Raw genomic sequence first — 19805 nt, 5'->3', positions numbered from 1 at the left:
CGATCGTACAGCCTAACGTGTTTGGCTGCTTATGGTAAGTGTACCAAAAAATCACCCGAAGGTTAGACAAACAGGAAAAATGATAAGTATTTTTTTGCCTAATTTATACATTTTGCATACATGCAAAAAGCGCACTTCTTCCCATACGAGTATACGCAAACATGTATCTATACATTTAGTTAAGTCGCTTGTTTACGCTTCATATATGGCACAGTTATGAGGCGTTTCATCAACCTCAACACGTACAACAGGAAGACCAAGCGCGCAAAAACGTTGATAAAAGTATCGCGCAAAATTTTCTGAAGTTGTTCTAAACGGTACAAACGTAAGCGTAAAAGTTTCTTGTTCAAGTGCACGAACCGTTTCGGGGCGTAAAGAATTTTCTTCAACAATAAAGGTGTGGTCAAATTTTTTAACTTCAGCGCGAACAATTTGTTTAAACTCGCCAAAATCTATAAGCATATCTTTGTCTTCACCTTGAGATGAAAGATTCTCTTTATAAAGATACACAATTACTTGCCAACGGTGCCCGTGCAGATTTTCGCATTTTCCCTTATAATTTGTTAAAAAATGGGCAGCATTAAAATAACTTTGAGTTTTTAAACTAAATCCCATATAAGTTTCCCCTCTATCCTTCGTGCGTTATCTACCAGCAATAAGCGCGCGATGCACGTTCAAAAAGAACGCTTCAAGTACCAACTGTGCAGACACATGAGCTCGCATTTGTTGTTTTGCACACGCGACACAGGCAAGAGCCGCCAACATAGCGTCAGTTGAGGCGCGCGCTGCAAGACAATCACATATATTCACAGCATCCTGATTCATAATTTCTGCGTGCGAACCTTCGCTGAAAAACATAGCATCTCGTAACAAAGAGGCACTTATATCTATAATTTCTTCAACCGATATCTGCTGTGCGCGACTAAGCTGGCGTTTGTGCGCTGCTTGCATCTTTTTACGCGCACCTGCTGATAAAAAGTCTTGCGAACGTTCAAGATCGGCTTGTTGCTCATCAGTTTTTTGATCAAGAGGAATTTGAATGAGCACACACAACTCATCGGACAGCTCAATAAGATCCCAACTATCTGCATCAGGCATGATTGCAAACATATGCATAATTTTGCTTCGTATATTCATTTTTGAAGACGAACGCAAAAAATCTATAGCCGCCTTTGGACTTTGTTTAATATACAAGGCCCATCGTGCTTGTTCAGGTGTTGACGCTGCCGCCTGTTCAACCAATTTTGCTGCTTGAGCTTGATTTATAAACGTAAACGGAATATGTTGGCAACGAGATGATACCGTTTGCAACACCTGCGCTGCAGATGTACTTACCAAAACAAAGTATACCGAAGCTGGAGGCTCTTCAAGCGTTTTAAGCAATGCGTTGGCACAAGACGCGCCTAAGGATTGCGCTTCGTGAATCACGATAAGCTTACGTTTTGCCTGAATAGGCGCACGATGCACAACGTCAAGAAGATCGTGGATCTGCTCAACAACATAGCCTTGTGCACCTTGAGGATAAAATTGATGTAAATCAGGATGACTTTTATGCATAATGCGTCTGCAGCAAGCACACTCATCGCCGCCATATGGACAAAGAAGCATTTTTGCCAATTCATCAAGAGCCTCAGAGATCCCTAGTCCATAATTGCCAATAAAGAGATAGGCATGAGAAAGTTGTTTTTGGGCATATGCTTGCTTGAAAAAAGAACACACATGGGTTTGAAGTGCCAAAACACCAAGAAGATTTTCCGAAGTTATATCAAAAGCGCTCACGTATGTTCACCTCATATTCAAAATTAAAACGTATATGCCATACGTTACCTATACTTATCATACAAACCATGCACGCGCATATCTTTTGCGCGCATTTTACACAAAGCTCGTAGAAAGAGTGGCAAAACTAAAGGGACAGCTGAGGAAAAGTTTTGCGTATATCAGCATAAAGCCTTGAGAACACCTCTTGCGGTGTTCCCTCCCCCGAAATGAGCGTAACTCGTTGTGGTTGAAGACAAGCAAGCTTTTTATACGCTTTTTGAACGTCTTGTTGGAAGGTAAGCCCTTCCTGCTCAAGCCTGTCAACACTCGTTTTAGTAGCACGCGCATATGCACAAGCAACATCTACGTCAAGCACATATGTTTTATGCGGAACAATGCCACACGAACCAAGGTCATTTGCCCGAAGTACCATATCTTCTGCCAGCTTGCGACCACCATATTGATATGCATAAGTTGAATCAAAATATCTATCACATAAAACTATACAACCTTGCGCTAAAGCAGGCTTAATAACCTCATGAACAAGCTGCGCGCGTGCAGCTTCATACAAAAGCAGTTCGCACTCAGAAGACATAGACGTATGCGCAGGGTCTAACACAAGAGCTCGTATTGCCTCAGAAATAGACGTGCCACCAGGTTCGCGCAAACATAATACCTTACAAGAAGCCTGCTCAAAACACGATCTTAGAAGCTGAATTTGCGTAGACTTACCACAACCATCCACGCCTTCAAGCGTTATAAATAAACCTGATGTACTCATGATGAGCTCTTTTGAGTTGAGCGTGCAGAAGATGTTTTTTTGCGAGCAGTGCTTGTCGTGCGCTTGGTAGTTGTCTTTTTACGTGCAGACGTCTTACGCGAAGATGCTTTACGTGAAGACGTTTTCTTTGCTGCAGCATTTTTCTTAAGTGGACAATTCATATTCACGCAAATCTTCCAAGGTCCGCGCTGCGTTTGCACTTCTACAATCGGAGCGCCACATTCGGGACACGTCTGTTGTGTAGCTGTGAGCGCACCGCGTTGAGGCAAAGGATAGCTTGTCTGACATTCATCATAATTTTCGCAACGAATAAAACGCTTGGCTGTTTTTTCGCTTTTATGCGCAATAAGCTTGTAATCTTTACCTGTTTGTGCACACGTTTGGCAAACGCCAACAACTATATCGGGCTCTAGATTGCTCGGACATGCAGGATTAATGCAAATTTCAAACGCACGCTGTCTAAAGGGATGAACTTTTACACGAGGTGCTTTGCACGTTTCACACCTGCTCTTTTCGCCTTCAAGCGCTTCAATGCGCCCAGTAGGCACAGGATAGGTTACGTTGCAATCGGGCCATCCAACACAGCCAACAAAATTTGAGCGCGTCTTTGCAGAGCTTTTCATCACAAGGTCTTTACCGCACTCTGGACAAACTCCAACCTTAGCATCGGCTGTAACTGCGTCAGATATTGCTTCGCCTAAATCTTGAACATGATCAATCAGCGTTCCCATAACAGACGCCAACAAAGCGCGCGAGTGATCAACAACGTGTTCTTGCGTTGAGGCTCCTTCTGCAACGCTCGTCATGTCTTCTTCAAGTTCAGAAGTCATATTTGAGCTGGTAATATGTGGCGCGTATTGAGTAAGCGCATCAATAACCGCACAACCAAGCTGACTTGCTTCAACAGGATCGCCTTTGAGATATTTAACGTCATACAAGCGCTGAATAATGGAAGCACGCGTAGACTTAGTACCCAAGCCGTGCTTTTCCATTTCCTGAATAAGACGACCTTGGCTGTAACGCGCAGGAGGTTCTGTTTGCTTGGCATCCATATTCATATCATGAACCGACAAAACATCGCCTTGCGAAACTGCAGGTAATTGCTCGTCTTTATGAAGTCCATAGGGATATATTGCTCTAAATCCAAGAGTGGTAATAACGGTTCCCGAAGAAACAAAGGGCTCATCGGCAATATTAAGCTTAAGTTTGGTATTTTGTGCTACCGAAGGCGCAGAAAGCGTGGCCAGAAAGCGCCGTGCAATTAAGTTGTAAAGTTTCCACGCTGCGGCATCTAATTTTGTAGGATCAGCAGCAGCGGTTGGATAAATGGGAGGATGGTCGGTAGTTTGTTGCTTTCCTCGTGTTGGCGTAAGCTTTTCTTGCGATAACAGCTCGTTACAATACGGGCGATACTGAGGTACTTGCGCTAGATTTTTAACGCATGCGCGAAGATTAAGCGACGAGGGGTATACCGTGTTGTCTACACGCGGATACGAAATCAAACCTTCCATATACAACGACTCAGCAAGACGCATCGTACGCGCTGGAGTTATGCCCTCGGCGGCGGCTGCCGCTTGTAAAGACGTGGTATTAAAAGGCGCTGGAGGCCGCGTTGTGCGCGATTTTTCTTCGATTTCCTCAACAATTGCCGAACGCGCGCTACGCACCCGATTAAACGCTGCAGTTGCCTGTTCTTTGTCCTTAAAACGAGCTATGGCATGCGTTGTCTTAAATTTTTCGTCTGCGCTTGCGTCAGGCGTTACAGACAACATGCCCGAAACAACCCAATAGTCTTCGGGGATAAAGGCGTTGCGCTCGCGCTCTTTTTCTACCACCAATGCAAGCGTAGGCGTTTGCACGCGACCAGCCGAGCGAACGTTACCCAATCCACTGAATTTTGCCATCGTAAGATAACGCGTAAGAACAGCACCCCAAATAAGGTCAATATACTGACGGCTTTCGCCTGCATCCGCTAGGTTTTGATCGAGCTTAACCAAATGCTCAAACGCATGGTCAATTTCGGCCTGAGTAAAAGCAGAATAGCGCGCACGAAAAACCGGCACGTCCACAGCAACTTGCTGCATCTGGCGGAGCGCATCAGATCCAATAAGCTCACCTTCGCGGTCAAAGTCTGTTGCAATAATGATGGTATCTGCTTTTTTTGCCAAGTTTTTAAGCGCACGGATAATACCCTTTTCAGCAGGAAGCTTTTCTATGGGTGACCATATCAAATACGGCAAACTAGGAACTTTCCAGCCCTTAATATCAATACCGTCGCTTAAGTAGGGTTTGCGTTTAGATTCAAACGGAGGGCACGCCAACTCTTTTGGCAGATGAGCAGAAAGAATCTCACCTTCCTCGGTAAGCGCATACCATCCCGTTGATTTTTTATAGTGTAATTCGTGAGGAAAATCGGGAGCCATGATGTGGCCACGAAGTCCAATGGTCACGCAATCGGTACCGTCATACTTAAAACGATAAACAGGTGTATCGTAAACTTTATCTACAACCGGCTTGCCCGCCTTTGACAACAAGCGTGCTATCTGTTGTGCAGCGTCATTTTTCTCGGTAACGATAAGTTTCAAAATGCCTCCTCATACTCAGTATTGGTATCAGAGTATTCCTGCTAGATGTGCTAGAGATGTTCACTGTATTCTTCGCGTGTCCACGAAAGCGATGCTTTACCATGACGCGCGATAAGAACATAGCGTGCAATCGTTAAAGCAATCTCGTAGAGAGCAACTAATGCAGCAAACATCAAAATCATAGTAACTGGGGATGCGTCAGGCGTAACAACGCTAGAAATAATAAGCAGCCCAACGTAAATAATACGCCATTGTTGCCTGAAAACTTTATAGGGAACCAGGTGGAAAATTGACAGGTAAAAAATTACGAGTGGCAACTGAAATGCAAATCCAAAGCCAATCTCCAAAAGCATAATAATATTAAGATAGTCTTCGGCATCGGGCGCAACAGTTGCAAAGTCGGTAATTTGGTCAATCATCCAACCGATAGCTGCCTGTTGTATAACAATGTAGCAAAACGCCATACCAAACAAAAACAAAAACACCATAGCAGCAACCGTAGGAATAACCCATTTTTGCTCATTTGGCTTAAGCGCAGGTAGACAAAATCCAAGCATCTCCCAAATAATAATAGGCGCTGCAATAATAATGCCAAAGAAAATAGCCACCTTAAAACGAATCGTAAAGCCACCAAGCACCGTAAGCACCATCAAATGAGAACCTTCGGGCAAAGAAGCACGGATAGGGTCCATAAGAAAGTCTATAAGCACAGGCGTTGCAGCATACACAATAAGAGCGGTTACCACAACAGATACTACGATAATGGTAAGACGTCTACGGAGTTCGCCCAAATGATCAAGTAAGGGCATACGAGCAGGACCTACTGGCATGAGGGTTCCTCCTTCTGTGTTGTGTCTTCACATGCAGGTGCGGATGTAGACTCAGGTTTTTCACAAGCACCATGGTTAGCATCTGGCGCAAGCTCAGGTTCATAATGATCGCGCGCGTCTGCAGTTTGCGTAAGCGTTTGTTTTGGTTTAAGTGCATAAAGCGCCTGTGCGCTTAAAGGGTTAGGCGCAGCTGACGCATCTACAGCTGATTGCTCACCAGCTTTTTCTGCAGCTACAACTTGTGCTGTATCGCAGGAACCACTTTCTTCTTCAACTTGGTTATCCTCGGATTTTGAGGACTGAGCACCGCTTTGAGCAGGCTTTTTTTGCTCGGTCTGTGTGTTTGAAAGTGTGTCGAGTTGTTCGTGCTGTGCGCGTTCGAGCTTTTCCTGTGCGCGCTTTTCGCGTTCCTGTTTTTCTTTTTCCAAACGTGCACGACGCTCGGCAAACGATTCTTTTCGCACAACAGGCTCCGAAGATGCTTCATCCGCGTCATCTGCAATATCAGCGTCATCGGAGAGTGCATCATGCAAACCTTGCGCTTTCTTTTGAGCCGCATCATCGTTTGCAGTACCGTTAACAGCATCGTTCATAGGATTTATAACTTCAGTTTGGACAACTTCATTAAAGTCTTCCTGCGCTTGTCTAAACTGTTTAAGCACACGACCGATAGTTCTTCCCATACCTGGAAGTTTATCGGGCCCAAACAGCAAAAATCCGAATAACGCAATAAGGGCAAGCTCTGTTTCGCTAATTCCAAACACAAAAGCCTCCTTGCTTATGATTGAGAAATGCCTAGCTCTTCACATACGCCAAGCATAGAAAGTATACGAAGCACATTACGCTGTGGATGTACAACCTGCGTACTTACACCACATGTTGTTGCTTGATGAGCCATGCCAACCAATACACCAATACCGGTTGAATCAATGTAGCTCATATGCTCTATATCTATAATGAGCTGTTTAATGTTATCGGAAAGCGCATCTTGCAGTTTTGTACGCAATTCATCGGCACACGATACGTCAACTTCACCAGAAACGCTTACCATACCTTGCGTGTGTTCATGTTTATATGTAATAGAAAGTGACATGTTCACCCCTTATCTGCGTAGATTTTGCCTATTGGTTAGAGTTTAGTTTATCGGCAAGATCTTGATTATCACTAGATTCAGCAGACTCTTGTTCTTGTTGCTGAGCCACAATTTCTTCTTGTTTCAAACGCATAAGATGTGTACTTGCCAATGTAGCAATTCCATAATCATTATGCGGATCAGCATCTTTAGCCTTTTGGAACGAAGATTTTGCTTCGGACTTATTGCCTTGTAATTCATAGATAATTCCCAAATTTGCCCACGCGGGTGCATAATCTCCTTGGTCGAGCACGCTTTGAATCTGTTTAAGAGCAGATCCGGCGTCGCCCTGATAGAAGGTGCACATTGCCTTGCTTACTCGAACTGCCTTAGAGTCTTTAAGTGCAAGATAAGAATCAAAATACGATTGCGCTTTGACAAAAGATGAAGCCGCAGCCTGCTTATCCTGTGTTGTCTTAGCCTTATTAAACGCCAGTTGTCCGCGGGAATAATAGGCATTACCCAAATTAAGTAAAGCCGCTAAATCGTGGTCATCTTTTTTCAGGCGAGCTTCATATTTATCAATAAGCACACTAAACTCGTCTTTGACATCGGTGGAAGCATCCTGTGATTCGCCAGATGTGCTTTTATCCGTATTTCCATCATGTTCTTGAGCACTTTTTGCTTTATCTTGAGCGTCTTTTTGCGATTGTTGCTGTGCTTGATGCGAAAAAATAGGCGCCAATGATGGCAACATCATGCCCAATGCCATAAGCACACCAAAAACAACAACGCCTGCCTCAAACCATTTCTTCTTGCGATCTTTTGCTTGTTGCTCGGGACTTTTCGCGCGATTTTTGTCCCGCTCTTCCTGCAACTTTTGAGCCTGCTGTTGGCGCTTGCGCGATGCTGCTGACTTCATACCAGCCGCTCGTTTATGCGTAGCTCCGCTCATATGCAACATAACAAAACCTTTCGTACAAAATACAAGCAATCATGCATTTGTGTATCACGTAAATTAAATGTATAGAATGCACTGTCAAGACGTATACGTCAAGCAGACATACACATATGACTATAACTCATAGTTTCTTTGTATGTGAGACAAACTTATCCATCCTTAATTAAACTTAAACTAAGAAATGCAACTTTTCTCTTCTTGGATGTGTTGAGCACATACAAATTTTGTTACCACACATAAGATATCCAGTGCACAGCTTAAATCTTTAAGCGCAGGATACGTTGGCGCAAGACGAATGTTGCTATCAAGAGGATCTTTACCATAAGGGTACGTTGCACCGCAGGTAGTAAGCGTAACGCCAAGCTCTTTCATACATGACACGATCTTTTTTGCGCACCCATGCATAACATCTAGCGAAACAAAATAGCCACCACGCGGATGAGACCACGTAGCAATGCCGAGATTTCCTAGATGAGCAGAAAGTTTTTCTTCTACAAGGGCAAATCTTGGTGCAATAATGTTTGCGTGCTTTTGCATATGCTCATACACATCCTGGGGCGTCTTAAAGTAGAGTGCATGAGCAAGCTGGCTTAATTTTTCGGAGCTTACACGCTCTTCCATAAATGCATCATGAATAGTTGCAATATCCTCATCAGATGCACATACATATGCAATAGCAGAACTTGGAAAAGTGATTTTTGCAAACGAACCAAACTCATACACCAGATTTTGCGCGTGTGCCTCGCGAAGCGCATCAAAAATGTTAAGAAGTTTAACATCGGGCTGCTTAAAGCAATGAAACGCATACGCATTATCCCAGTAGATACGAAAATCCGGCGCGGCAGGCTTAAGCTGCGCTAAACTACGTACCACTTCGTCAGAATAGGTTACACCCGTTGGATTAGAATACTTAGGATTGCACCATATACCTTTTACAGACGGATCGTGTTCAACAAGTTCGCGAATCATGGCAACATCGGGACCTGCGTCATTCATAGGAATAACTTTATTGATAAAGCCAAGCTTTTCGGTAATGTTAAAATGCCTATCGTAACCTGGAGCAGGACAAAGCCACGTAATTTTCCCCTGCTTATAAAAAGGTTCTTGACCGCTTATACCGTGGGTAAATGCATAGACAATCAAATCGTGCATAAGATTTAAGCTCGATGATCCCGACACAATAACATTTTTCTGCGGAACATCTAACAATTTGCTCACTAAATTTCTTGTCGACGGCAGACCATCGGGCGAGCCGTAATTATCAACGATCGCATCACCGTCTACCAAGGGAGTTTGTGAGTTAACCACATCAAGCAGCGGACGAGAGAGTTCTATTTGCGCGCATGACGGTTTTCCTCGTGACATATCAAGCGAAAGATTCATTGCCCTATACTGCTGAAGCTGTAACGAAAGCGCAGAAATCTCGCTTTTGAGCTCGTCTGAAGTCATAGTTTCATATGTACAAGTCATGGTTTTTATCCCTTCAGGTCATTTTTTTAAGTATAACCCCTTTTGCTTGTTACCATGAACTCATGAAAAAGATTACCGTTCCACAACATAGCTGCAATCCTGCAGTTTACAGGCGCGGCAGCGCGCGTGCCGCCGAATATGGTGAGCTACAAAAGCTTGTAGATGCATTATATGCGCACAAGCCTTCTGGCTCTGTGACTAAAATTGATGTTGAAATGCGTGCAGAAATTGATGATTTAAGCGATGACTTATGCGAAGTTATTAAACTGCTCCCTGGAGGCTCGTATAAACGCAGCGTATTATGCGACCACTTAAATTCAATTATTACTGCTCATGGTTGGGGCTATGTCTATGGGTGCGTTGAATAAAACGCAACCCATAGACAATAAAAAAATCTCAAATAATTTTCACTAAGCTTTCGCGCGTGCGTCTGCCTTTATTGCCTGCGCAACAAACACAAACAAAATGCCCACAACGCTTGCAACACATGAACCCATCAGGATGGCAAATTTAGCCGCCATAATTTCTTGCGGTACATCAAATGCCAAACCAGAAATCAAAATTGACATCGTAAAGCCAAGAGCTCCCATGATACCAACTGCAATAATCTGAATCCAGTCAACATGCTTAGGCAGCTTAGCAAAACCAATTTTAACCAGTACAAACGTAACCGATATAATACCTATTGGTTTTCCAAGCGTTGCTCCTAAGAATACACCTTGAACAACAGGGTCGCTTGCAAGCGTAGAAAAATCGGTTCCCGTTAAACAAATCTGGGCATTCGTAAATGCAAATATCGGCAAAATTACAAAGTTAACTAAAACAGAAATATAACCTTCAACACGCTCAAGTGGAGGTGTTACATGGTGCATAATGCGTTCAATGCGCTGAGCATCATAGCTTACGTCGTGCTGTCCTAAAATATGCACATCCGTATCAAGATGCTCATCAAGCATATTTGTTTGATGGCTAAGCCAACTATGCAGGTGTGAAAGACGGATATCGCTTTTAACTGGTAAGAAAAATGCCAAAATTACACCTGCAAGCGTAGGGTGAACGCCGGAATTATACATACAGATCCATAGAACAAAACCCACTATAAGATATGGCTTTGCAGAAAATATTTTTGCACGAGAAAGAAGCGCCAAACAAAGAATAACTCCTAGGGTAGCCGCGCACCAAACCACGTCTAAACTTTGCCCATAGAACAAAGCAAGCACCACAATTGCCAATAAGTCATCAGCAATAGCAAGTGTTTGGAAAAAGACTTTAGTCTGAGGAGCCACGCGCTTACCCAAAAGCGACATAACACCAAGGGCAAATGCAATATCGGTAGCAATAGGAATTGCCCAACCATGGACGCTTTTTCCCCAGTTAAACGCTGTATAGATAAGCGCTGGTACACACACTCCCCCAACAGCTGCAAGCATAGGTAAAAGAGCTTGACGAGGCCGTCTAAGCTGTCCTACGACCATTTCGTATTTTAGTTCGATACCAACAAGTAAAAAGAAAATAGCCATTAAAAAGTCGTTAATGAAAGCTTCAAATGTCATGGACACATAAAAATTGGCAATCCAAATTCCCAAGCTTTGAGTAAACGCATGATGAACGCTGGTATATAACGGGGTATTGGCAACAATAACTGCACACAGAGCAGCTGCAACCATAACGGCCGCAGCAAGGGTACCGTCTGAGCTGAGAGTCTCGAACGGCGTGCGCTTGATAACGCGTGCAATAACCGAAGGCTCTTTAATAGTGGTGAATATACGCTGTTTCATAATGTGCACTTACTCCTAAACTTTTATATTGAGGTAACGTATAAATACCCGACAGTGTATGCATATATACTATCAAACAGTTGACGTTACAGCCTTAAATTTGATACATGCCAAGGTTAAAACATAGAATTTATGTGATAGGTTTGTTTTTTATTTACATAGTATACTTATAGTTATTGAATTACCGTGCAATTTGGTAGAAAAGTATCAAATTCATGAGAAAATACCCATAAAGATAATTTAGCCTCAACTGGAGGATGCATGAATAATCAACATATTGCATGTATAGTAGATTCTGGCTCTGACGTTGCCGAGTCGTTCGTGCGTGCGCACGACATTTTTGTGGTGCCACAGCGCATTACCTATTCAGACGGTTCAACTTATGAGAGCTGCGTGGATATTTCTTCATCAGAAATTCTTGCGCGCTTAGATAAAGAAATTCCTACCACATCTCTACCCTCTCCCGATAGAATACACAGAGCTCTTGTGAGCGCACGCGAAGCAGGTTATACCAAAGCAGTAATTTTTACGATTGCAAGCAAACTTTCTGCAACCTATGAAACTATGCGTATGGTTGCCGATCAAATGAGTGATTTTCCAACGCTTGTTATTGATACTCGCCTCGTAGGTATGGTATCGGGCATGGTAGTAGAGCGCGCAGTAGAACTCATCGAGCAAGGAACACCATTTGAAGCGCTTGAAGAAAAAATTGAAGCGTACATAGATCATTCACGTGTATTTTTCTGTGCCAAAACACTTGATTATGTCTATAAAGGCGGACGAATCAATGCTGCAATTTATAACATCAGCAAGGTATTAAACATCAAGCCGATTCTTACCTGCGACGAGAGCGGCGCATATGCCATCAAGAAAAAGGCGCGCGGATGGGATAAAGCACTCGATACGCTTGCTGCGCTGGTAGAAGATCACGCAGACCGCTGGGGTAAGGTTCGTATAGCAATTTGTACAACCGAGAAAAACAGAGAACTTTTTGAGCACTTTAATAAGCGGTTGCGTGCCGATATTAAAGATTTAGCAGGTATTGAACATGCAGATATAACCCCTGAGCTGCTTGTTCATACCGGTCCCGATTTAATTGGCTTGGGCATTCAAAAAGTGCTCGATAACTAAAAGACTGCACGTAAATCAGAGGCGTAGAACAACTGATTTTTGCCTCTCATACCACTCATACAGCAAAGATTAAATTTTTACCCTCAAATGTAGCGTTTGAGGGTATTTTTATTAAGCTTCGTCTTATATGAATGATGTAGATTCTCAGATGCTTACGCAGGATAATTCATGTGCGCGTTATCTATGTGAAGCAACGTTTGTTCAAGAAAACGCTTTGCCCACCATTTTGCCATAGGCAAATCACTATCATGCCAGTTACCACATTCTTTGGGTAAAGCTCCTGGAACTGTACCCTCATGTGTAGCCATGCTTGAAAACAACTCACGTAACAGGTCAATAACATCTTGAGTTTGATATGAGCCAAACAATAAAAGGTAAAAACCTGTTCTGCAGCCCATAGGGCCAAAATATAAAACACGCGACGCCCATGCTTTGTTATTGCGCAGATACGTGGCTCCCATATGTTCCAGCGCGTGCAAAGCCGCCGTATCAATAACAGGCTCGCGATTTGGCGCGCACATGCGAATATCAAAGGTAGTTACCTCATACGAAGTGTTTGGATATGTATCGCGTCGTGACACATACACACCAGGCTCTAAAAGCTCGTGATTAACGGTAAAACTTGCAATCTTTTCCATCAAACTCACCTCATTTGCATTACGTAAAACATAAGCCACGCATAAACTGTATATAGCATAACTTGTATAACTGACGGCACTACCTTACAGCGTTACAAGCATGTGCTCGATAATCCGTGCGTTATCATGCGCTGTTTGTTTTTCAAACTGAGGATAATCAACTCCCGATTCTTCATCAGCATTATCAGAAATGGTGCGCATAACAACAAAGGGAATATGATTCAGATGGCAAACCTGCCCAATTGCAGCACCTTCCATTTCGCAACAAAGCGCGCCAAACTCTTGCACAATCTCGGTTTTTCGGGCGCGCGTATGCACAAACTGATCTCCTGACGCAATGCGCCCCATGTAAGAATGTATATCTGGACGAGCAGAACTTATGGCTTTATCTGCAGCGTCTATAAGCTCATAAGACGCCTTAAAGGCAAGCGTATCCATACCAGGAATTTGTCCTAGGGGGTACGACAAGTTGCTTACATCAAAATCGTGGTTCACTACCTCCGTTGAAACCACAACATCACCAACCGTTAAGCGCAAATCCAAAGCACCAGCAATGCCGGTGTTAATGATTGCGTCCACATGATAGATATTACACAAGATCTGGGCACAAATACCTGCGTTTACTTTGCCGATGCCACTTTGAACCACCACAACGCGCTTGCCGCATAACACGCCTTCAAAAAAGTCCATAGACGCAAAACGTGTGTGGCGCGTCTGCTGCATATGTTCTACCAAAAGTTCGGTTTCAACTTTCATAGCACCGATAATGCCATACGTCTGAATCATATAACCTCTTTCGCAAAATACGTGGAACGTGTTTAAGTTTGCTTTACAGAAAATAGTACATTTACAGAAACGCTACACTGCCCGTTTTAAGGCGGCACGCGTTTAATCGAGTTTAACTAAAGGCGCAAAACCTTTCATGAGCTTCTTGGTTTTACCCGTCTTTTCAAAAAACACCTCTACGGTATCGCGTGTTTCGCTTCTTACAACACCTATGCCAAACGTTTTGTGAGAAACACGGTCGCCGCGCTTAAAGGACGTAAGCGCATGCGTACTATCTTTTTGTATACCACTAGCCTGAGACTGCGTACTTGTTCCCGTAGAGCGTGTATACGAACCAAAAACGTGTCCGCCATAGACATCTTGACCTCTACCCGATCCAAACGTTCCGTGCCGATCTCCACGCTTTTCCCAACCAACGCCTGTGAAGCCCGAAGAACCAACGCCTGTTGCATGTATGTCTTCTTCGGGGATCTCGTTTAAGAAGCGACTTCTGGGGTTAGTTTGCGTACTGCCAAACATATGTCTTACGCTTGCATAGCTTAAGAACAAGCGTTTACGAGCGCGTGTGATGGCAACATAAGCAAGGCGGCGCTCTTCTTCGATTAATGATTCGCTTCTATCAAATGCTACATGAGGGAAAATGCCGTCTTCCATACCTGCAACAAATACCACAGGAAATTCCAAACCTTTAGCGGCGTGTACCGTCATCATAGTAATTGCACTTGTTTGGCCAGAAAGTGTATCAAGATCTGAACGTAGTGCAAGCCATTCGATAAATGCAGCTAAATTAGCATCAACTGCGCCCTGATCGGCTGTATGCTCAACAGCAGCCGCTTGAACCGTGTCAAGTGTTTGTGAGTTGCCTTGCTGATTGACGGCTATAATGTCTTTTACCTGTGCAGATGGGCGCGCGTTTACAGCAGACGGCGTTTGAGAATCCAAAGTGGGCACACCCAACTCATCTAACTGTTGACTATCAATTAAACCTGCTTCGGCAAGGTCTTGCAGGCTCATCAAAGTTTCTTCCATATTGTCGTGCGATGCTTCAAATTCTGCAGCAACGCTTAAAAACTCTTGAATGTTTTCGATTCGAGATTCGGCCTCAACACTGCCCTCGCTTTTAAGTGCCTCAACAAGATGTGTTTCGTCCAAAATTGCCGAAACAACTTTCGACAAATCGCCGTGCATAGTTTGAGCTTTTTGAATACACGCTACAAACTCAGAAAGTTTGGTGCGCAAACGTGCATTAAGAAGATCTTTTTCATCGCAACAAGCACAAACCGCCTCAAAAAACGAGATATTTCGATTATTGGCATACGTCTGTATTTTATCAATAGATGTTGTACCAATACCTCTGCGCGGTGTATTGATAATGCGCAAAACACTCACATCATCAAAGGGATTAACCACAACTTTAAGATATGCAAGCACATCTCTGATTTCTGCGCGGTCAAAGAATCGCGTACCACCCACAATTTTATATGGCACGCCTGCACGTAAAAACATATCTTCTAAAATACGAGATTGCGCGTTCATACGATAAAACACTGCTATATCGCTATACGCGCACCCACTGTCATGGAGCTTCTCAATTTCAGCACCAATCCAGCGACCCTCATCGCGCTCATCAGAAGCCTGAAACACCTCAACCTTTTGACCATCGCCTGCTTTGGTAAACAGCTCTTTTGCTTCGCGTCTTGAATTATGCTTGACTACCGCGTTAGCAGCATGCAAGATATGGCCTGTTGATCGATAGTTTTGCTCGAGCTTTACCACATGAGCTTGCGGATAGTCTTTTCTAAACGACAAGATATTAGTAATATCGGCTCCACGCCAGGAATAAATAGATTGGTCGTCATCACCTACAACCATTAAATTTTGATATTTGCGTGCCAACAAATTGGTAAGTGCATATTGAACAGCATTGGTGTCTTGGTACTCATCAACACTGATATATTTAAAAATATTTTGATAGTATTCCAAAACATCAGGGTTTTTAGAAAACAACTCGTACGTTTTGACTAATAAGTCGTCAAAATCCATTGCATTTGCCGTGCGCAGGCGCTGCTCAAATATACGATAAACTTCTGCAGCGGTTTCAAGCAGTGCAGATCCGCCAGCAGTCTCCTCCATATCTTGAGGCGTCTGAGCAGCGTTTTTTGCCTGAGAAATGCGTTCACGAATGGCATTGGGCACATATTTTTTGGGATCAAGATTTAAATCACCCATAATATGCTTAATGAGGCGTTTGGTATCATCGGTATCATAAATGGTGAAATTTTTTGAATACCCCAAGCGTTCAGCATGCGTGCGCAAAATTCTTACACACATGGCGTGAAAGGTACTCACCCACATACCCTGCGTTCTGCCGGGAAGCAGCGTTTCTATACGCTCACGCATTTCTTTTGCAGCCTTATTGGTAAAGGTAATTGCAAGAATAGACCAAGGACTAACCCCTTGTTCCTCAATAAGATATGCAATACGATACGTTAAAACACGCGTTTTACCCGAACCTGCTCCTGCAAGCACCAAAAGAGGACCTTGCGTGCACAATACAGCCTGTTTTTGTTGCGGATTAAGAGAATCTATATCTACCCTTCTTTGCCGCGCGTGCGGCAAAGCGTCACTTTCACCACTTTGATGACTATGGGACATATCAGCATTAAAATCTTGTGGGGAAAACAATGTATCTTGAGCAACTAACGCCATGCACATCTCCAAAATCAAATGGTGGCCGCACAAAATATGCAGCCACTACACTACCTATTTCTTTTTTAGTTTACACGCATGGCGCGACATTAATTGGAATTGTATGCTTAGTGATTGGTAATAGAGTCCAAAAAGTCCTGCGCACGCTGGGTTTTTGGCTGGGCAAAGAATTCTTGTGGAGAAGCTTCCTCCAAAATTTGTCCATCAGCCATAAACACAATTCGATCGGCAACACGGGCAGCAAAATTCATCTCGTGGGTTACAACAACCATGGTCATGCCCTCTTTTGCCAACGAAACCATAACATCAAGTACTTCATTAATCATTTCGGGGTCAAGTGCGCTGGTAGGCTCATCAAACAGCATAACTTCGGGGTGCATTGCAAGCGAGCGAGCAATCGCCACGCGCTGCTGCTGGCCGCCAGAAAGCTGGGCGGGAACTTTATGCGCCTGTGCTTCTACACCTACGCGCTTCAAAAGCTTGAGAGCTTCATCCTGTACCTCGTCTTTTGGCCGTTTAAGAACGGCAATTGGCGCCATGCACACGTTATCGAGGATACTTTTATGTGCAAACAAGTTAAACGACTGAAAAACCATGCCAATACGGCTTCTCATTGCTGCAAGTTCTTTTCCCTCTTGAGGTAAAGGTTCGCCATCAAGCAGTATCGAGCCCGAATCAATGGTTTCAAGACGATTAATTGTTCTACATAAGGTAGACTTTCCCGAACCAGAAGGGCCAATAATTACAACCACTTCACCTGCTTTAATAGAGAGGTTTATGTCTTTTAATACATGTAATTTACCAAAATATTTATTCACCGATTTAAACTCAACAACAGGAATATCCTGAGAAGATTTTGGCATTTCTTCGGCTTGTTTTATATCTTCCATACCGACTCCCTAAATTTCGCTCATTTCAACCGACAAATCAACTTTTGAGCTTGACACCGGCACACTTGTCTTTTTGGTATACCACTTAGAAACGTTGTTAAGCGACCAGTTAATTGCAATATAGATAAGCGCAACGATCAAATACACCGAAACAAGCGCATCGTAATTGGTGATAAGAACCCGTGCGTTTTGCAACAAATCGGGATAACTTACAACATAGGCAACCGTAGTGTCTTTCACAACAACAACGAGCTGCGCTATAAGCGCTGGAATAACGTAGCGAATTGCCTGTGGCAAAACAACCTTTCGTAACACTTGAGCACGAGTAAAGCCAAGCGCATACGCTGCTTCCTTTTGACCTTTTGCAACAGCATGTACACCCGAGCGAAAGACCTCCGCCAAAACAGCTGCCGCGGCAGACGCCACAGGTAGCGCAATCATCCAAAACGAAGGCATCTTAATGCCATATTGCGGAATTACCAAGAAACAAAAGTAAATGAGTAAAAGACTTGGCACTCCACGGAAGAAATCGATACATATACGTGCTGGAATCTTAAGAAAACGGTTATGACTTATACGGCAAAGCATAAGCACAAGCCCAAGCATTAAAGAAAGAATTCCTGCTACGAGAGCTATCGAAAGCGTACCAACAAGACCTTGTAATAAAAAGATCCACGTTGTAGGTAACAAAAAGAAATTCCAAAATCGAGGTGCCAATTGACCGGTTATGTAAAACCGATACACAATACTTGCTACAAATGCCGCAAGCACAATTAAAGACACAAAGGTGATAATTGAAACTAACCGTTTTGTTTTAGGGCCAGGCTGCTCAAAGAGCGCGTCACGAACCGATGTGTAAGAATTAGTATTCATCGCTTAATTCTCACCATCCTGTCCAGTTTATTTCCTGCATACGCAACCACAATTGAAGCGGAGACGTAGCCAAAGGCAGATATGGCAAATGCAGCAACTCCACCTACGGCGCGCGTGTTGATGTAGGAAACCAGTCCGGTAAGCTCCTGCGGAACGAGCGGCACCTGAGAAGCAATTGCCGTAGTTAATATCAGCGCAATCAAAAGATTAGTCATAGGAAGCACGCACGAACGCAACGCTTGGGGCAAAATAACAGCCTTTAAACTCTGCATAAACGTAAAGCCAAGTGATCGAGCTGCCTCAATTTGGCCTAATGCAATGGTATTGATGCCTGTCATAATATTTTCTGAAGCAAATGCTGCGCCAATGAGTGCTGCCGTTACCATAACACAAGCGTCATAGGGCAAAATAATCTTTAAATTTGGAAGAGCATAAACCACAATAACAAGTAAAGAAATTGCAGGTATATTACGAAATATATGTACGTACGTATCCCCTGTTAAACGCAGCGGATAAATAGGGCTTATACGCATAATCGAAACAATGCATCCAAGAAGAGTGGCACTTACATACGAAATAAGTGCCATCTTCATAGTAACTGTCCATGCCATTAGATACATCGAACCATACGTAGCCCATAATTCTTGAAATCCCATTATTCCTCGCTTATGAACAACTGTACGATGCTATAACTTAACAAGACATATCTTTACGAGCCTACACCCCTATTGAAGGCGGAGCAGGCACTTTAGTAGCCTCGGTGCGGTTGCCAATTGCAACCTTCCATAGTTCTGCCCATAAACCAGCATCTTCAACCTTTTTAAGGAACGTGTTAACAAAATCAACACCATCGCTGTTAAGAGGAAGCCCAATGCCGTAATAATCAACCGGGCCAAAAGACTCTCCTACCAGCTTATATTTGCCTGGATTTCTAACAATTGAACCACGTTGCATGGTTTCATCAATAACATAGGCGTCTACTCTACCTTGCGAAAGTGCATTTCGAGCCTCTTCGTCGGTAGTAAACTCTTGAACCTTTGCCTCGGGCGCAAGCTGCTCTAAAATCGTAGGGCCTGTAGAACCCGACTGCGCAGCAACGTTTTTCTGGGCAAGATCGGACAACCCATTAATAGTAGTGTTGGACTGAGCAACCATAATCCCTTGTTGCGTTGAATAATAAGGACCTGCAAAGGACACGGCTTTTTTGCGTGCGTCCGTTATGGAATATGTCGCAAATACAACGTCAACCTGCTCGTTTTGAAGAACCGACTCACGCGTATTAGACGTAACCAAGGTAAGATCGCTCTTTGACTCATCACCTAAGACATAGCGCGTAAGTAATGAAACCAAACCTGCATCAAAACCACGAATTTTTCCATCAGCTTCGTCAAGAGACGCAAATAGAATAGAGGTTTTTACACCACCAACACGAAGTTTTTGTGCTTTTGCCACCTGGCTTGCCCATGTGCTTTTATCAATATCGGCTTTTGGAGGCCCAGGACCCTGTGGAATAAAAGGGGCAAAAGCTTTTTTTTTTTTT

At 43.6% G+C, this 19805-nt stretch carries 19 protein-coding genes; 2 read left to right on the top strand and 17 right to left on the bottom strand.

Going from position 1 to position 19805, the window contains the following annotated elements; translation table 11 throughout:
* Positions 1-192: 192 nt before the first annotated feature.
* The 9 genes from AC5GD6_RS03715 to AC5GD6_RS03675 all read right to left on the bottom strand — a co-directional run bounded on the left by AC5GD6_RS03715 (position 193) and on the right by AC5GD6_RS03675 (position 9460).
* Positions 193-615 carry a 6-pyruvoyl trahydropterin synthase family protein gene (locus AC5GD6_RS03715; protein ID WP_061103218.1) on the bottom strand — a complete coding sequence of 141 codons (423 nt, stop codon included), beginning with the start codon at positions 613-615 and terminating at the stop codon, positions 193-195.
* Positions 616-642: 27 nt separating this feature from the next.
* Positions 643-1779, bottom strand: coding sequence for a DNA polymerase III subunit (locus tag AC5GD6_RS03710; RefSeq protein WP_491846265.1), 1137 nt, complete (start codon positions 1777-1779; stop codon positions 643-645).
* 127 nt (positions 1780-1906) lie between these two features.
* A complete protein-coding gene (gene tmk / locus AC5GD6_RS03705) occupies positions 1907-2542 on the bottom strand; it encodes a dTMP kinase (RefSeq protein ID WP_491846264.1) in 636 nt (211 codons plus the stop codon).
* On the bottom strand, positions 2539-5127 hold the full coding sequence (locus AC5GD6_RS03700) for a DNA topoisomerase I (RefSeq protein WP_491846263.1): 2589 nt from the start codon (positions 5125-5127) through the stop codon (positions 2539-2541). Before AC5GD6_RS03700 ends, tmk begins: the two co-directional genes overlap by 4 nt.
* A 50-nt stretch (positions 5128-5177) precedes the next feature.
* Complete coding sequence (gene tatC / locus AC5GD6_RS03695) at positions 5178-5957, bottom strand: twin-arginine translocase subunit TatC (RefSeq protein WP_006302459.1); 780 nt, start codon at positions 5955-5957, stop codon at positions 5178-5180.
* The gene (locus AC5GD6_RS03690) at positions 5948-6721 is read right to left on the bottom strand and encodes a Sec-independent protein translocase subunit TatA/TatB (protein WP_491846262.1); all 774 of its coding nucleotides are present in this window, start codon (positions 6719-6721) and stop codon (positions 5948-5950) included. Before AC5GD6_RS03690 ends, tatC begins: the two co-directional genes overlap by 10 nt.
* A 14-nt stretch (positions 6722-6735) precedes the next feature.
* Complete coding sequence (locus tag AC5GD6_RS03685; RefSeq protein WP_276790843.1) at positions 6736-7050, bottom strand: STAS domain-containing protein; 315 nt, start codon at positions 7048-7050, stop codon at positions 6736-6738.
* 28 nt (positions 7051-7078) lie between these two features.
* A complete protein-coding gene (locus AC5GD6_RS03680; RefSeq protein WP_464362095.1) occupies positions 7079-7993 on the bottom strand; it encodes a tetratricopeptide repeat protein in 915 nt (304 codons plus the stop codon).
* Positions 7994-8164: 171 nt separating this feature from the next.
* Positions 8165-9460 (bottom strand): aspartate aminotransferase type Ic, encoded by a 1296-nt coding sequence (locus AC5GD6_RS03675; protein WP_048596330.1) that lies wholly within the window; start codon positions 9458-9460, stop codon positions 8165-8167.
* Positions 9461-9522: 62 nt separating this feature from the next.
* Between AC5GD6_RS03675 and AC5GD6_RS03670 the strand changes: the two genes are divergently transcribed.
* Entirely contained in the window at positions 9523-9828 is a 306-nt protein-coding gene (locus tag AC5GD6_RS03670; RefSeq protein WP_010241795.1) for a hypothetical protein, read from the top strand.
* 42 nt (positions 9829-9870) lie between these two features.
* Here the strand turns inward: AC5GD6_RS03670 and nhaA are convergent, their stop codons facing one another.
* A complete protein-coding gene (nhaA, locus tag AC5GD6_RS03665; RefSeq protein ID WP_487317472.1) occupies positions 9871-11238 on the bottom strand; it encodes a Na+/H+ antiporter NhaA in 1368 nt (455 codons plus the stop codon).
* A 261-nt stretch (positions 11239-11499) separates the two neighbouring features.
* On the opposite strand from nhaA, the gene AC5GD6_RS03660 reads away from it, so the two are divergent.
* On the top strand, positions 11500-12369 hold the full coding sequence (locus AC5GD6_RS03660; RefSeq protein WP_420027540.1) for a DegV family protein: 870 nt from the start codon (positions 11500-11502) through the stop codon (positions 12367-12369).
* A 152-nt stretch (positions 12370-12521) separates the two neighbouring features.
* On the opposite strand, the gene AC5GD6_RS03655 is transcribed toward AC5GD6_RS03660, so the two are convergent.
* From AC5GD6_RS03655 to AC5GD6_RS03625, 7 genes are all read right to left on the bottom strand, one after another.
* Positions 12522-13007 carry an S-ribosylhomocysteine lyase gene (locus AC5GD6_RS03655; protein ID WP_311439075.1) on the bottom strand — a complete coding sequence of 162 codons (486 nt, stop codon included), beginning with the start codon at positions 13005-13007 and terminating at the stop codon, positions 12522-12524.
* A gap of 84 nt (positions 13008-13091) precedes the next feature.
* Positions 13092-13793: a 5'-methylthioadenosine/adenosylhomocysteine nucleosidase gene (locus tag AC5GD6_RS03650; protein WP_491846261.1), complete on the bottom strand. Its 702-nt coding sequence runs from the start codon at positions 13791-13793 to the stop codon at positions 13092-13094.
* Positions 13794-13895: 102 nt separating this feature from the next.
* Entirely contained in the window at positions 13896-16502 is a 2607-nt protein-coding gene (locus AC5GD6_RS03645) for an ATP-dependent helicase (RefSeq protein WP_491846260.1), read from the bottom strand.
* A gap of 107 nt (positions 16503-16609) precedes the next feature.
* Positions 16610-17392 carry an amino acid ABC transporter ATP-binding protein gene (locus AC5GD6_RS03640; protein ID WP_353585084.1) on the bottom strand — a complete coding sequence of 261 codons (783 nt, stop codon included), beginning with the start codon at positions 17390-17392 and terminating at the stop codon, positions 16610-16612.
* A 9-nt stretch (positions 17393-17401) separates the two neighbouring features.
* Positions 17402-18265, bottom strand: a complete 864-nt coding sequence (locus AC5GD6_RS03635; RefSeq protein WP_353585085.1) for an amino acid ABC transporter permease — start codon at positions 18263-18265, stop codon at positions 17402-17404.
* Positions 18262-18921, bottom strand: coding sequence for an ABC transporter permease subunit (locus AC5GD6_RS03630; protein ID WP_353585086.1), 660 nt, complete (start codon positions 18919-18921; stop codon positions 18262-18264). Before AC5GD6_RS03630 ends, AC5GD6_RS03635 begins: the two co-directional genes overlap by 4 nt.
* Positions 18922-18982: 61 nt before the next feature.
* Positions 18983-19805, bottom strand: an 823-nt coding sequence (locus tag AC5GD6_RS03625; RefSeq protein WP_491846259.1) for a transporter substrate-binding domain-containing protein, incomplete at its 5' end; no start/stop codon positions are given.

It is taken from the genome of Fannyhessea sp. (genome assembly GCF_986145555.1).
Note: the sequence above shows the minus strand (reverse complement) of the source record. Positions and strands in the feature narration are given on the sequence as shown.

Coding starts and splice junctions, on each gene's coding strand:
- AC5GD6_RS03645 (WP_491846260.1), bottom strand. CDS start 16,502: ATGGCGTTAGTTGCTCAAGATACATTGTTTTCCCCACAAGATTTTAAT.
- AC5GD6_RS03715 (WP_061103218.1), bottom strand. CDS start 615: ATGGGATTTAGTTTAAAAACTCAAAGTTATTTTAATGCTGCCCATTTT.
- AC5GD6_RS03630 (WP_353585086.1), bottom strand. CDS start 18,921: ATGGGATTTCAAGAATTATGGGCTACGTATGGTTCGATGTATCTAATG.
- AC5GD6_RS03660 (WP_420027540.1), top strand. CDS start 11,500: ATGAATAATCAACATATTGCATGTATAGTAGATTCTGGCTCTGACGTT.
- AC5GD6_RS03640 (WP_353585084.1), bottom strand. CDS start 17,392: ATGGAAGATATAAAACAAGCCGAAGAAATGCCAAAATCTTCTCAGGAT.
- tmk (WP_491846264.1), bottom strand. CDS start 2,542: ATGAGTACATCAGGTTTATTTATAACGCTTGAAGGCGTGGATGGTTGT.
- AC5GD6_RS03675 (WP_048596330.1), bottom strand. CDS start 9,460: ATGACTTGTACATATGAAACTATGACTTCAGACGAGCTCAAAAGCGAG.
- AC5GD6_RS03680 (WP_464362095.1), bottom strand. CDS start 7,993: ATGTTGCATATGAGCGGAGCTACGCATAAACGAGCGGCTGGTATGAAG.
- AC5GD6_RS03655 (WP_311439075.1), bottom strand. CDS start 13,007: ATGGAAAAGATTGCAAGTTTTACCGTTAATCACGAGCTTTTAGAGCCT.
- AC5GD6_RS03635 (WP_353585085.1), bottom strand. CDS start 18,265: ATGAATACTAATTCTTACACATCGGTTCGTGACGCGCTCTTTGAGCAG.
- nhaA (WP_487317472.1), bottom strand. CDS start 11,238: ATGAAACAGCGTATATTCACCACTATTAAAGAGCCTTCGGTTATTGCA.
- AC5GD6_RS03685 (WP_276790843.1), bottom strand. CDS start 7,050: ATGTCACTTTCTATTACATATAAACATGAACACACGCAAGGTATGGTA.
- AC5GD6_RS03650 (WP_491846261.1), bottom strand. CDS start 13,793: ATGATTCAGACGTATGGCATTATCGGTGCTATGAAAGTTGAAACCGAA.
- tatC (WP_006302459.1), bottom strand. CDS start 5,957: ATGCCAGTAGGTCCTGCTCGTATGCCCTTACTTGATCATTTGGGCGAA.
- AC5GD6_RS03670 (WP_010241795.1), top strand. CDS start 9,523: ATGAAAAAGATTACCGTTCCACAACATAGCTGCAATCCTGCAGTTTAC.